This window comes from Reinekea sp. G2M2-21, assembly GCF_015687175.1.
Taxonomy (GTDB): Bacteria; Pseudomonadota; Gammaproteobacteria; order Pseudomonadales; family Natronospirillaceae; genus Reinekea.
The window spans coordinates 68,743-80,945 of the sequence record NZ_JADPQG010000009.1 but is presented as its reverse complement, the minus strand read 5'-3'; the positions used below and the strand labels follow the sequence as shown (position 1 = coordinate 80,945).

The window sequence follows — 12,203 nt, the reverse complement described above, 5'->3', positions numbered from 1 at the left end:
AACATCGACCCAAAAAAGTGTAAGGAAAACACGCCATGTTTTTAAAACCCAACCTATTTATTCTCTGCAGTATCACACTCTTATGTTACTCCTTGTGTTTCGCTGAGCCTGTGGTCATCCCCAGCGGAGATCTATCGCTCGACGGCGAGTTAACGAGACCCTCCGGAGACATTACCGGCACGTTGATTTTTGTCGGTGGCTCAGGCACCGCGGACATCCGCAAGTACGCGGAAGGCTTTCGCGAAACATTGTTGATGGATGTATTTTTACCGAAAGGCTATGCCGTTTTGTCTATGAATAAACGGGGTATTGGTCACAGCGAGGGGAATTGGCAACGCAGTTCCATCGAAACACGCGCCGACGATCTGCAGGCTGCCATTCAGTTTGTCAGGCAGCAAGACGAGCTGAAGGCAAAGCCCATTGCGATTGCCGGACACAGCCAAGGGGGTTGGGTGGTGCAAGAAGTGGCGAGTCGCGAGCCGGATTTGCAGTTTGCAATAGACTTTGCCGGTCCGGTCGTTGCGGTCGCAGAACAGGATTTGCAACTCATCCGTTTGCAGGCCGCTTGCCAGGGTGCCGATGTGAAACAACAGGAGCGGGCGGTTATAAAAAGGGATAAAGCCCACCGTCGCATGCAATTCTTCGGTCAGTTTGTCACCCTGTTTCAATTGCGTTTCATGGCCAACATTCTGCCCTACAATCCGGCGACAGCACTGCAGAAAAACCGCGTCCCCATGCTGCTGGCTTTCGCTGAAAATGACCTGATGGCAGATGCCAGTCAAAACACTGAACGCTTGCAAACCCTGTTTCCTGAAGGCATACCGGATAACCTGACGATACATATCGAGCCGCAAACCGACCACATGTTTCGGCTCACATCAGACCGTTGCGTCACCTACACTCAGCATGATCAGCGCCCGTATTCACCGGCATTTGTCGCCTATCTCGACGATTGGGTAGCGCTGCAATTGGCGCCTTAACAACAATTGGACGACGTCGGTTCCGCTGGCACTTAACCGACGTCAGGCGATATGCGCGCTTTCGCCACAAACAACCACGCCACCAGCAATGACCTGCGCACGCACACCGCCCCGCCAGTCTGGCTTCAGAGCAGCTTTCAGGCCAGGACACGCGGCGTCCATCAGGTCGCAAGGGTCGGTTTCGCGCGTAACCTTAAGCTGGCAATCGCCCAGATGAATCACTTTACCCACATCATCCGCCGAAAACCGATACCCGCTAACCAAGATATTCGCTCGACGCGTTGTCCACGGTAGGTCCTGACCGACGTCCACGCAGGCGTCGTTCCAGGACTCCTGGCTCAACAGCGTGACCATAAACTTGCCGGGTCTGCGGCCTGCGTCCCCCTGGACCCCAGTCGCTTCATCAATCTCGGCCTGTGTTAACAGCTGCATGGCAGCCCCTTTTTGCGCGCGAATCGCAATAGCTTTAATCTGCATCCCTGAATCTCTTTTGGTTATGGTGACAAAAGGGCATTTTGCCAGAAGTTGGAATGAGAAAGATAATCAATAAAATTCTACTTTAGATTTTTCTAATATATGTGTTAGACTACCCGTGTCTTTCGACAGCACAGACTCAGTTTCCGTCATTCCAGCGTTTTCGCTCTGTAACTCAATGATGACAGCGCGTGACGAACAATCCGGTTTGAACAGGGGTAAAACGCCCGCTCGGCCAGGGAAGCCGGTCCTATACTGAGCAGACGTACCCGATCTTTATTAGCGAGGTTTATGCGTGAGCGCATTAAAAAAGATTCAAGGTAATGACCTGATTCAGGGCGTTCTGAAACTGGTGGTTACCGGGAAATACGGCAAAACACTTCTGATCAGTGACGTCAATGCCGCCATTATTGTCACCCTGATGTTAATTCCCCAAAGCCTGGCGTACGCTTTAGTGGCGGGCTTACCGGCTGAAGCGGGTTTGTACGCGTCTATTCTGCCGTTGATTGCCTATGCGCTGTTTGGTACCAGTGCGGCACTGGCGGTTGGGCCGGTCGCCATCGTCAGTTTACTGACCGCCAACACGCTAATGCCGTTTGCTGATATCGGTTCTGCGGAATACACCGAGCTAGCTTTGTTGCTGGCTGCTATGGTTGGTTTTTTCTATTTCATCATGGGCGTTTTCCGTCTGGGCTTTATCACCCAGCTGCTCAGTTACCCGGTGATGAAAGGCTTTATCACGGCCTCTTCGCTGCTCATCATAATCGGGCAGATCAAACCACTGACCGGCATTTATATGTCTCGCGGCAACCTGATAGAACGATTGCACACCTTGGACATTTCCACACTGCACATAGAGTCTACCGTCATGGGCCTTATCGCCATGGCGATATTGTTTTGGGCTCGGTCAAAAGCCGGTATTTCGGTAACCAATAAGCTGTTTGGTAAGTTCGGCACGCTGTCTCGTCGCCTGTTGCCCATGATTTTGATTTTACTCGCGGCGTTATTAACCGGTTTACTGGACCTAAGCAGCACCGGGCTTGCTACCGTGGGCGCTTTACCAAAAGGGTTGCCGAGCCTGCACCTGCCCGAGTTCGATATGGCGCTGATACGCCAATTGGCGTTACCGGCTTTTATCATAACCCTGATTGGTATGACCGAATCGATTGCCGTGGCACAAACGCTGGGGGCCGCCAAACGCCAGCGCATTAGCGCCAACCGCGAGTTATTGGGCTTGGGCGCAGCAAACATCGCGGCCGGTTTCAGCGGCGGCTTCCCGGTGACCGGGGGGATGGCTCGTTCTGTCGTAAACGCCGATGCAGGCGCTGAAACACCCTTGGCCGGTGCCTTAACGGCGATATTTTTAAGCCTCGGTATTCTCTTTTTAACTCCGTGGCTGGCGTATATTCCGATCCCAGTCCTGGCGGCAACAATCATTGTAGCGGTCAGCCAACTGTTGGAATTCCCATCCATGGCCAATCTGGTGCGAATGAACCGGTTGGACGGTGCTATTAGTTGGATTACTGCCATTCTGGTGCTGATCTGGGAAGTGGAAGCTGGATTGATGGTCGGTGTCGCACTGTCAATACTGGTGATGCTGGCCAACCATCGTAGCCCCTTCATGGCCGTGGTGGGCTTACTGCCCAGCACCGAACGTTTTAAGAATGTGAATCATGCTGATACCGAAACCCTGCCCAACAGCGTATTTTTACGCATTGATGAGAGCCTCACTTTTTTGAACTCCGGCGTTGTTGAACAGGAAGTTTTAAAGCAAGTGGCCAGCAATGAAGCGATCAAAAATTTTGTGGTGGTCGCAGCCGGTATTCATTCCATTGATGCCAGTGGCGCCAACATGCTCAAGCGGATACACCAGGAGCTTGCGGGCGCTCAGGTTGAAATGTACATCACCGATGTAAAAGTACCGCTCGCGAAAAAGTTAGAAGCATTTCACGTGTTCAGTTCAGCACCGGAAAAACGATCCCTTTCCACCATTGAGCTGTATCGACAATTGCAAGCCGAATAATGGGCGTGGCTATACCCATCGACAAGGACGTCGCGTTAGGACACCTCTGAATAATTGCTCTCTACCTCAGCGGGTGAAGAAATGCGCAAAATTCGAGGCAAGTTCTGCAGGCAATATTCATTATCTTGGCAAAGGACTTAACAACGAAATTTGCCATTTCAGCCCCGCCCTCCGGGTCCTTCAGATTAATGACTGAGCAATGTTGTGTGTTTTGCAAAAAACTCGCTATTTCTTGCAAAACACGCCTCGCTCATCCTTCGATCTGATAGGACTGAGGTGATTCGAATTAATCAGAGTTGCCCTAGCTTTTTCTACCTGCACTGGCTATGCGCTAGCAGATTATTCTGCACTAGGTGACGACGTTACTTTCGTGTAACGATCAAATATTCTCTGATAGGTGCCATCGATCAAAATCTCATACAGGGCGCTATCGAACAAGGTGACCAAATCGTCTAAGCCGGCCTGTTTGGAAAAGGTTAAATAGGCTGGCGTGGAATCCAGCGGCGGAAACAAAGGTACCACATTGGTGTATCCCAGCTGTTTAATCTGATACGCGCCCACAAAATAATTGGTGAGCACCGCATCCACACGTTTGGCGTTTAACATTTGGAAACTCTGCTCTTCCTGTTCAACGCGAAACTCTTTAACGTCACCACGGCGTACTGCCGTTTCAAATTCCGGTGTGGTTTTAAAACCACGATTAATGCCTACGACGAAGCCATTTATATCCGTCAACTGCCGATAATTCAGCACTCGATCAGCCTGCGTAAACAGGGTATAGCTGGTGATGTGTAACGGCACATTGGTGAAATCCATATAAGCTTGACGGGCCGATGTACGGAAATATGCAAACGCGCATTGTTCATTACCCGACTCAATTTCGGTTTCCAGTCGCACCCAGGGTTTAATACCGATCTCTATATCGATGTGTAAGCGACGGCCGATTTCTTTGACCACATCTACATCAACACCAGAAACAACGCCATTTTTCTCTATCACGTAAGGCGCAAAAACCGTGCTCATACACCGCAGCGACACGACTGGCGACATATCGTTGTCGGCACCAGCAACATTAACGATTGATGCCATGAGTATCAGAACAGGAAAACACAGGTGGCGGGCTAATCTATCAAGTGAAGAGAGCATGTTCGAAATTCTCGCTTGATGACAACTATTCAACTGCCCAGTTAAGCTCAAAACACACGAATACGCAAACACAGAGCCAGGTCACATCGCGCCGGAAGGGGCACAAGGGTCGTCAATGCGGGGGCATGGTGTGTGCTAAAAAGAGAAACAGAGATTGGCCTGCATCGCCTTTTTGGAGCCATAGAACAGCTGGGAATCTCGGCAAAAAAATAGATCCGTAGGTGAAGCAGCAGGTCTCAACAGACCGTGATTGTTAAAACTATTTGCTCTGATACGCAATAAAATCTTTCGCAGATTCTATTGTTTCAACGTCAGCGTTTGGGTGTTCAACAACCTCGGTTAAAATAGTTAACCAGTGCTCTCTGACTGTCGGCGGGACCGCATTCATTAGTCTGTTTATCATCCAAACTGTGAGAACGGTTGGCTTTCTGAGCACCGATTGTTCAAGCTCGATATGATAGTCGCTCTCTTCTTCAAGGAAATGGACTAGTGGTCCTGGAGAACCTAGGTCCTTGTCAGAGTGAGTCTCAAAAAATCTAAAAATCGCCGGTATTGCTTTCCTTTTCTGGGGGCTTTTGTCCAGGGCACCAGCAAAGCGATACAGCTGTTCCATATCTATTTCTTGCCCCTTAAAAGGGATTTTATTCATTTCAGTATCGAAATCCATGCATTCAGTCCACAAAACATTTTATGCTTCCCGTTAGGGGAAGATTGTGTTCCCAGTTTTATTTTAATCTTTTAAAGCCGCACAAAAGGCGTATTCAAGCTTGTCATGCGCTAAGGAAAATGACCAGCCCAGTTGATGAATTATTCTTGGGGTACGTTAAAAATGTTTTCCAATAGACGGCCGCTTCAATTCTGAAGCGGCAAGGTTACCGGGTGTTTCGAACCCCTGTGACCAATGTGGACACCCTGGGGTTCTGTGACTGAATCTGCGACTCTTTTTTGGCTGGCTGCGCTCATGACCGCCAACGCCAGGCCAAAACAAAAATCGTCACCGTTAACAAACCTTCAACAGCGCCATACAGCAGGTAGTACCACCAGGTTTCTCCGACGACGTTTCCGATATTCACTACCGTGTACAGTGCGCCAAAACCCAGATGCAATCCGCGAGTAAGTGGGCGCTGAAACAAGAAGGTTGCGGTACACATCAGAGCGGGAATCAGCATGAGCACGGAAGCGATAAACAAGGCAGATTGTGACACGGTAAAAGGCCCCATGTTGCCCTCGACGATACTGTCGATTATACCCGGCCGATAAAAACTGAATACGTCGGCGTACAGGTACAACAGCATCAATGAGATCCACAATGACGCTAATTTAATGCGTACGGGCAGTTCACTGAGCATGGGGCTGATTAAAGCGGGTTGATGAGTTGACGTCATAAGATTTACTCCTGAGAAGATCCGATTAAAAACGCATACCGATATTCAAGCCAGGTTCTAAAAGAAAATAACCCGGCCATTTTGAATCCAGCGCTGCAAAAGTCTCCGGGACGTTTGTGCGTATCGGCCAACTGGTGGCGGCTACCGAAGGCTCGATAAAAAACCGATCGTCGGCCCACGAAAAGTGATACCCCACGCGTGCCGTGGTAAACAATTGCCAGCCGGTCTGGAGGTGATTGTTATTGGTGTCGGAGTAGCGCTGCATCATGGGCATAGCGTGCACCTTGGTGAACAAACCTGGTCCGTAAAAGTGCTGCCAAGTGAAACCAACGCCGACGTCACGTACCGTGCCGGGGTAATCTTCCGTAGGGTCGCCAAACGACGGTCCATAGGGAATACCCAGCGGAGCTGGGTAGCGCCAGGTGATGAACTCCACGCCAATGTAATCCTTTGAACCAAGGCGACGGCTCAGTTCTAATTGTAAATATTGTGGGGAATCGTCGGTGAAGTTTGCCAACGCAAATGCCGATGTATTCGCTTGATAGGGGCCAACATCGGCCATGCTATTGCTTGAGAACAGCCCGCCACAGCTCAGGAACGACACAGCAACAATGGTAGAAAGGTAACGCATGGAAGAGTCCTTGCTTGATTAAGTGCACCCACTGTACCGGAGCGCCCGACCGGCTTTCATTGACGTTGGTTAAGATGGCTAGCCCAAAAATTTCACCCTATTGCTCAGAATGTCGCTGTATCCCACAGCTCTCGAAATTTCCAAGCTAATTTTGTTGCAGTCTTTTGCGCAGTCGGCTCAACGATTCAGGTTTAATCCCCAAGTATGAAGCGATTTGATACTGCGGCACCCGCTCAAACAAAGACGGGCGGGTAGCCAGCAAATGCGCGTAACGCTGTTCAGGGCTGGCACTTTTCTGCACCGCTAGCTCTTGTTGGTGCATTAGCTGCAACTGTTCGGACTGTTGTTGGCAAATGTCTTTCAGGCGCGGTAAACGGGCAAAGACTTCCCGCTCCAATTGTTCATCCGTGACGTTTAACAAACAATCTTCCATACACACGGCAAAACTTGGTGCAAAAATGCCTTTACCGGCAACGGCGGGTAATACGGTTTGCCCTTCGGTGTAAAAGTCGAGTGTGAATTCTTCATCGTCGTGCAAATGATAGGTACGCACACAACCTTCAACGACAGCGTAATAGCGCTCTAACGGTTGCCCGGCCCGAAACAGATATTCCCCCTTCGCTCGGCGTTCCAAACGCTGTAACGTCAACAGTTCTGCGCGTTCTTGTTCGGTGAGTGCCTGCAGTGGGTCTGTTAATGATCGGGGGGCATGCGGGGAGTCGGGTATGGACATAAAAAAGCCGCTCAATAGGAAGAACAATAGCCCATCATACGGCAGATTTTTGAAGGATCAATCGCTGAGCGCGGCTGCCTCATACCATTGCGCCATCAACGTACGCTGCTGCTCCGTATCGCGGTGCACACAGGTACGACAATAATCACCTTCATCGGCCGTGTAGTACCGGCAACAGCCTCCCCGACTAACAAAGGTTTCAACCCGGTCCTGCCAATGCAGCGATGTCCAGCGAACCTGCCGGTTTTTTAACTTCGATGCCTCACTCAATAACCCCTCAAAGAAATCCCGTCGGGCCAAGTCTTCGGCTTTTTGTTGTTTACCAACCTGCAACCAGGTGTAGGCCAGGGCATCGGTGATCAATCGCCATTGTGCAGCGGCCCCCAAACGACACGATTGCTGTTGTGCTTCAACCAGCGGGGCAAACAGCGCCACCAACCACGCCGTACGCTGCCGGTGGAAATCGTGCCCTCGCGCAACATATTCCAGCGCATTTGACTGATAACACAAAGACAAGGAAGCATCTGCGGAAATCTCGATGCCCAGATTTGCCGGTTCCAACACCGGGAGCGGATAGTCCTTTAAGGACGCTTCTGCGACCACCCTACCCAGCTCACGCGCCAGTAACCCGATCGCGAAACAGCCCTGACCTTGTCGGTCCAGACCCGGGTACTGGCGTTCATAATGCGCATACAGTTGCTGCCAAAACGGGTGATCGGCACCATGAAGGTCGCGCCAGGTCAACGCAACGTCCTGCACTTTTCGAACCGGTAAAAGTTGGGACCTTATCTCGGGAATATTCAGATCATTCGCCACCGGCAAAACCCTGTTATTGATGATCACTAAGTGAAGACGGCACAACAGTGGTGGGGTCACCGTCCACAGCAAGTTCCAACTCAGGTATCAGATTGTCCAACAGGAACTCGATACTCAACGGGCTTAAAAAAGAGAAAGCACCACCCAAGGTATCGCCAACAAACACTTCACGACCCTGCTGATAAAACGGCATAAACTGTCGCATGGGGATCGCGTCGGCAGCGTTCAGGGCATCCGAGGCGGATAACCACAACAACACATCCACATTCAAAAGATCCAGCCGTTCTTCACTGAAAGAGGCGTAAAAAGAAGCACCGGCCAGTTCATCGTAAACCGACGGTATTTGGAACCCCAGTTGCGTCAGTAAACGGCTGCGCAAATCTGAACTCGAGTAAACACCCGGCTGACCGGAATAATAAAATGCCACGGCGGCCTGCTTGTCTTGAAATTCTGGGTGAGCGCTTTTTTCTTGCGCAATACGTTGTTCAATACGCGCAACCAATGCGGTCGCCGATTCGGTTTGATCCAATGCCTGACCAATCCACAGAGTTCGTTCCTGCCAGGGCATACCGTATTCGATGTAGTCTGCGGATTGTGCCAATGTCGGAGCAATCTTAGACAGCTTGGCGTAATCGTCTGCAGACATGCCGGAGGAGATGCCCACAATCAAATCCGGCTGCAATGCCGCGATCGCTTCAAAATCCAGCGCATCACGACTGAGAACAACCGGTGTTGCAGACCCGAGTTCATCCTGCGCCCAGGGCCAGGTTGCGAAGGGCATGTCACCATACCAGTCCCGAATGGCAACCGGTTTTATACCCAGGGCCAACAGGTCATCTTGATCGCTGTAACCGACGGAGACGACACGTGTCGGCGCGTCGGTTAACGTTATCGTGCCGAACTTATGGGTTATGGAAACCGGGTAATCGGCCCATACGGTGACGGACGAAACACCCAATACCAGCACTGCGGAAATCCGCTGAAGAATGGATAAAGATTTGTTCATGCTTTACTCCTGAAAGATGATGAACTTGCCCGGGACGTCCGGACTAACAGAAAGAGAAATGCTGGTGCGCCGATCAACGTCGACAATACACCTGCGGGAATTTGCAAGGGCGCCCATAGCGTTCGACCGAGTAAATCGGCACTGCCCACTAACACGGCGCCAATCATGGTACTCAGCAACAATTGCCGGTGCGGCAAACGCACCCCAAAACGACGAGCCACATGCGGTGCCAGCAAGCCGATAAATGCCATGGGCCCTACCACGGCTGTTGCCATGGCCGCGGCAGAGACAGCGAAGAGAAGTTGTAAGCGTTTTATGCGCCGCAAAGGCACACCCAAACCCTGCGCCATCACATCACCCAATTGCTGAACAGCCAGGTAATGCGCCAGTACCCAACTGCAAGGTAGTAATACACTGAACCACAGACTCAGCGTGGTCACATCACGCCAATCGGTTAAGTGCACGCTGCCGCTGAGCCACGACAACGCATTCATCACACGGTCCAAGTCACCGTAGGTCAGTAATGCGGAGGTCAGTGCCGATAAAAACAGCGACATGCCAATGCCCAACAAAATAAAAGTTAATGTCGATGGCATGCGGCGATATTCGTTTAAAAACTGAATCAAGGCGGCACTGGCAAATGCGCCAAGCAACGCCGCCCATTGCCGATGTTCCGGCTGACCCAGATCGCTGACTAACCAAATCACCACCGCCAATGCCGCCCCTTGTGATACGCCAACCAGAGATGGGTCTGCTAACGGATTGCGGGTTAAGCCCTGCAACAGAAAACCGGATAATGCAAACAACGCTCCGGCCAGCAACGCACAAAATAACCGTGGTAGGCGAAACTCCCAGAGCACAACCCAACCCGATGAATCGGCATCTGTTGTTGGCAGGTTTTGCCACTCGCCCTGCCAGAAGCCATACCAAAGACCACTCACCAATTCGGTCATTGTCAGGTGATAAGAGCCAAGGCGAATTGATAACAAAACCAACAACAGCAACACAAAACCCGCCATGTAAAAAACAAATGCATCTGACCTTGAGGTTTCGATTTTTCCAAACGGTTGGACGCGTGCGAAGGCCTGACTCATGTTGATGCTCCCGCGCGTCCGTGACGCAACACCAAGGCCATAAACCAGGGTGCGCCGATCAACACGGTCAGCAAACCGGCCGCTATTTCTCTGGGGGCAAATAACACTCGGGCCAGCAGATCGATTCCCAACACATAGCCTGCGCCTATCAACGCACTGAACAACAGCAACGTGCGGTAATCAGCACCGGTAAACAAACGCACCACATGCGGAATCACTAAACCGACAAAACCGAGTGGACCGGCCAGGGCAACGGCGCTGGCGGTCAACAGAATGACGCTGACCAAGATAGTGACTTTATGGCGACGAGGCTCGACCCCTAACGCACCGGCGGTATCCTCCCCCAGGGTTAAAATCGTCAGCACCCTGCCTTGGGGAAAAATAAGTAACATGCCCAGAAGCCACATGGGCAAAACCCAGAAGAACGTTTGCCAGCGCTGTCCGGTAAACGACCCCACCAGCCAAACCCGAAGTTCGTTAAAACTCTGGTCGTTAAACAAATTCAGGAGTGTGATGATGGCCGATAATAATGCGGTTACCGTGGCGCCGCTTAACGTCAGCATTAACGGCGTGGCGCCCCCAGGCATTCGCCCTGCCAGCCACCAAACCAGACAACCGGCGAACAATGCGCCCACGGCGGCTTGCACCGGCACCCAGGCGAAGTTCGAGTGACCCAACACCCCAAACAGCACGACACATAACGCCGAACCGGAAAGTAACCCTAACAACCCAGGGTCCGCTAGCGGATTGCGCGTAACCGCCTGCAGGGAAACGCCCGCTACCGCCAGTGCAGAACCGGCGAGTGCCGCCGACAGAGCCCTTGGCAATCGCAACTGAAGCACCACGAGATGCTGCATACTGTCCTGCTGAAAATTGATAAACGCCTGCACAACGTCGGCCACCGGGATGGGGCGCGCACCAAAAGCCACGTGCAGCGCAACGAGCAACAAAAGCGCTGACACACACGTCATAGCCGTCACCGTTGTCAGGCTGACTCGCCAACCGAGATGTTGCACTGCCAATTCTGTGCGCAGCATCATGCACACACCTCAGTTGAGTCGACCAAAGTGACATCGCCCGTCTCGGCAACCAAGGTTTGGCGGGTTGTGGAAGCGTGGTTCGGTGGCATCATGCAGGGCTGACAGAAAGGACGGTCCGTCAAAGGGTCCCGGTACACAGTCGCGTTCAAGTCAAACACGTCGAGGAGGTTATCGGTGGTAAAAATGGTTTCCGGGGCTCCCTGATGTTTGATTCGCCCTGCCTTCATCATCACCAGATGATCCGCGAACGCCGCCGCCAGATTTAATTCATGCAGCACGATAACCATCGTCCGCCCCTGTTCCCGACTGAGCCGCCGCAACAGCTGCATCAGCTCAACCTGAACTTTCAAATCCAGGTAAGTCGTGGGTTCATCGAGCAGCAGAATGTCGGTTTGCTGAGCTAATGCCATGGCGATCCAACAGCGTTGCCGCTGCCCACCGGAGAGCTGATCCACCGGCCTGTCGGCGAAGGCCAGCACATCGGTCATCTGCATCGCCTCATACACGAGACGTTCGTCATCTGCGGTCGGCGAACGCCACAATGACTGATGAGGGAAGCGGCCAAGCACCACCAGATCCCTGACCCGCAAACCTTCCGGCGCAATCGGGCTTTGCGGCATGTATCCGAGCTTCTGCGCAACGGCTTTGGTCGACAAACGATGAATATCATCGCCATTGAGCAACACCTGCCCCTGTTGCGCTGGTAACGACCGCGCCATTGCCTTAAGCAATGTACTTTTACCACAGCCATTGGCGCCAATCAGAATCGTCAGCTGGTTCGCAGGCAAAGCTAAATCAGCGTTAAAAACAACCGCACGATCGTATCCTGTGGTGAGAGACTGACATTCTAATGGCGACATCATCGGCGAAGGCAC

13 protein-coding genes are annotated in these 12,203 nt (G+C 51.9%); 2 read left to right on the top strand and 11 right to left on the bottom strand.

The window, feature by feature from the left end; all coding sequences use genetic code 11:
- The first annotated feature begins 35 nt into the window (after nucleotides 1-35).
- Complete coding sequence (locus IYN85_RS22890) at nucleotides 36-980, top strand: S9 family peptidase (protein ID WP_196161289.1); 945 nt, start codon at nucleotides 36-38, stop codon at nucleotides 978-980.
- Between the two features lie 42 nt (nucleotides 981-1,022).
- On the opposite strand, the gene IYN85_RS22885 is transcribed toward IYN85_RS22890, so the two are convergent.
- Complete coding sequence (locus IYN85_RS22885; RefSeq protein WP_196161288.1) at nucleotides 1,023-1,457, bottom strand: MOSC domain-containing protein; 435 nt, start codon at nucleotides 1,455-1,457, stop codon at nucleotides 1,023-1,025.
- A 292-nt stretch (nucleotides 1,458-1,749) separates the two neighbouring features.
- Between IYN85_RS22885 and IYN85_RS22880 the strand changes: the two genes are divergently transcribed.
- A complete protein-coding gene (locus IYN85_RS22880; protein ID WP_196161287.1) occupies nucleotides 1,750-3,477 on the top strand; it encodes a SulP family inorganic anion transporter in 1,728 nt (575 codons plus the stop codon).
- A 339-nt stretch (nucleotides 3,478-3,816) separates the two neighbouring features.
- On the opposite strand, the gene IYN85_RS22875 is transcribed toward IYN85_RS22880, so the two are convergent.
- From IYN85_RS22875 to IYN85_RS22830, 10 genes are all read right to left on the bottom strand, one after another.
- The gene (locus tag IYN85_RS22875) at nucleotides 3,817-4,623 is read right to left on the bottom strand and encodes an ABC transporter substrate-binding protein (RefSeq protein WP_196161286.1); all 807 of its coding nucleotides are present in this window, start codon (nucleotides 4,621-4,623) and stop codon (nucleotides 3,817-3,819) included.
- Nucleotides 4,624-4,882: 259 nt separating this feature from the next.
- The gene (locus IYN85_RS22870) at nucleotides 4,883-5,290 is read right to left on the bottom strand and encodes a hypothetical protein (RefSeq protein WP_196161285.1); all 408 of its coding nucleotides are present in this window, start codon (nucleotides 5,288-5,290) and stop codon (nucleotides 4,883-4,885) included.
- 292 nt (nucleotides 5,291-5,582) lie between these two features.
- Nucleotides 5,583-6,008 (bottom strand): DUF6326 family protein, encoded by a 426-nt coding sequence (locus tag IYN85_RS22865; protein ID WP_196161284.1) that lies wholly within the window; start codon nucleotides 6,006-6,008, stop codon nucleotides 5,583-5,585.
- Nucleotides 6,009-6,033: 25 nt separating this feature from the next.
- Nucleotides 6,034-6,639, bottom strand: coding sequence for a hypothetical protein (locus IYN85_RS22860; RefSeq protein ID WP_196161283.1), 606 nt, complete (start codon nucleotides 6,637-6,639; stop codon nucleotides 6,034-6,036).
- A 145-nt stretch (nucleotides 6,640-6,784) separates the two neighbouring features.
- Nucleotides 6,785-7,372 carry a Crp/Fnr family transcriptional regulator gene (locus tag IYN85_RS22855; RefSeq protein ID WP_196161282.1) on the bottom strand — a complete coding sequence of 196 codons (588 nt, stop codon included), beginning with the start codon at nucleotides 7,370-7,372 and terminating at the stop codon, nucleotides 6,785-6,787.
- Between the two features lie 57 nt (nucleotides 7,373-7,429).
- Nucleotides 7,430-8,188: a (2Fe-2S)-binding protein gene (locus IYN85_RS22850; protein ID WP_196161281.1), complete on the bottom strand. Its 759-nt coding sequence runs from the start codon at nucleotides 8,186-8,188 to the stop codon at nucleotides 7,430-7,432.
- A 13-nt stretch (nucleotides 8,189-8,201) separates the two neighbouring features.
- Nucleotides 8,202-9,194 carry an iron-siderophore ABC transporter substrate-binding protein gene (locus IYN85_RS22845; RefSeq protein WP_196161280.1) on the bottom strand — a complete coding sequence of 331 codons (993 nt, stop codon included), beginning with the start codon at nucleotides 9,192-9,194 and terminating at the stop codon, nucleotides 8,202-8,204.
- A complete protein-coding gene (locus tag IYN85_RS22840; protein ID WP_196161279.1) occupies nucleotides 9,191-10,288 on the bottom strand; it encodes an iron ABC transporter permease in 1,098 nt (365 codons plus the stop codon). The genes IYN85_RS22845 and IYN85_RS22840 overlap by 4 nt, the downstream gene beginning before the upstream one ends.
- Entirely contained in the window at nucleotides 10,285-11,328 is a 1,044-nt protein-coding gene (locus IYN85_RS22835) for an iron ABC transporter permease (RefSeq protein WP_230390928.1), read from the bottom strand. Before IYN85_RS22835 ends, IYN85_RS22840 begins: the two co-directional genes overlap by 4 nt.
- The gene (locus IYN85_RS22830) at nucleotides 11,325-12,191 is read right to left on the bottom strand and encodes an ABC transporter ATP-binding protein (protein WP_304627161.1); all 867 of its coding nucleotides are present in this window, start codon (nucleotides 12,189-12,191) and stop codon (nucleotides 11,325-11,327) included. The genes IYN85_RS22835 and IYN85_RS22830 overlap by 4 nt, the downstream gene beginning before the upstream one ends.
- Between the last annotated feature and the right edge of the window lie 12 nt (nucleotides 12,192-12,203).

Excerpts from the sequence above, each read along its gene's own strand:
- IYN85_RS22890 (WP_196161289.1), top strand. The coding sequence starts at position 36 with ATGTTTTTAAAACCCAACCTATTTATTCTCTGCAGTATCACACTCTTA.
- IYN85_RS22840 (WP_196161279.1), bottom strand. The coding sequence starts at position 10,288 with ATGAGTCAGGCCTTCGCACGCGTCCAACCGTTTGGAAAAATCGAAACC.
- IYN85_RS22830 (WP_304627161.1), bottom strand. The coding sequence starts at position 12,191 with ATGATGTCGCCATTAGAATGTCAGTCTCTCACCACAGGATACGATCGT.
- IYN85_RS22870 (WP_196161285.1), bottom strand. The coding sequence starts at position 5,290 with ATGGATTTCGATACTGAAATGAATAAAATCCCTTTTAAGGGGCAAGAA.
- IYN85_RS22865 (WP_196161284.1), bottom strand. The coding sequence starts at position 6,008 with ATGACGTCAACTCATCAACCCGCTTTAATCAGCCCCATGCTCAGTGAA.
- IYN85_RS22835 (WP_230390928.1), bottom strand. The coding sequence starts at position 11,328 with ATGATGCTGCGCACAGAATTGGCAGTGCAACATCTCGGTTGGCGAGTC.
- IYN85_RS22860 (WP_196161283.1), bottom strand. The coding sequence starts at position 6,639 with ATGCGTTACCTTTCTACCATTGTTGCTGTGTCGTTCCTGAGCTGTGGC.
- IYN85_RS22885 (WP_196161288.1), bottom strand. The coding sequence starts at position 1,457 with ATGCAGATTAAAGCTATTGCGATTCGCGCGCAAAAAGGGGCTGCCATG.
- IYN85_RS22845 (WP_196161280.1), bottom strand. The coding sequence starts at position 9,194 with ATGAACAAATCTTTATCCATTCTTCAGCGGATTTCCGCAGTGCTGGTA.
- IYN85_RS22875 (WP_196161286.1), bottom strand. The coding sequence starts at position 4,623 with ATGCTCTCTTCACTTGATAGATTAGCCCGCCACCTGTGTTTTCCTGTT.
- IYN85_RS22855 (WP_196161282.1), bottom strand. The coding sequence starts at position 7,372 with ATGTCCATACCCGACTCCCCGCATGCCCCCCGATCATTAACAGACCCA.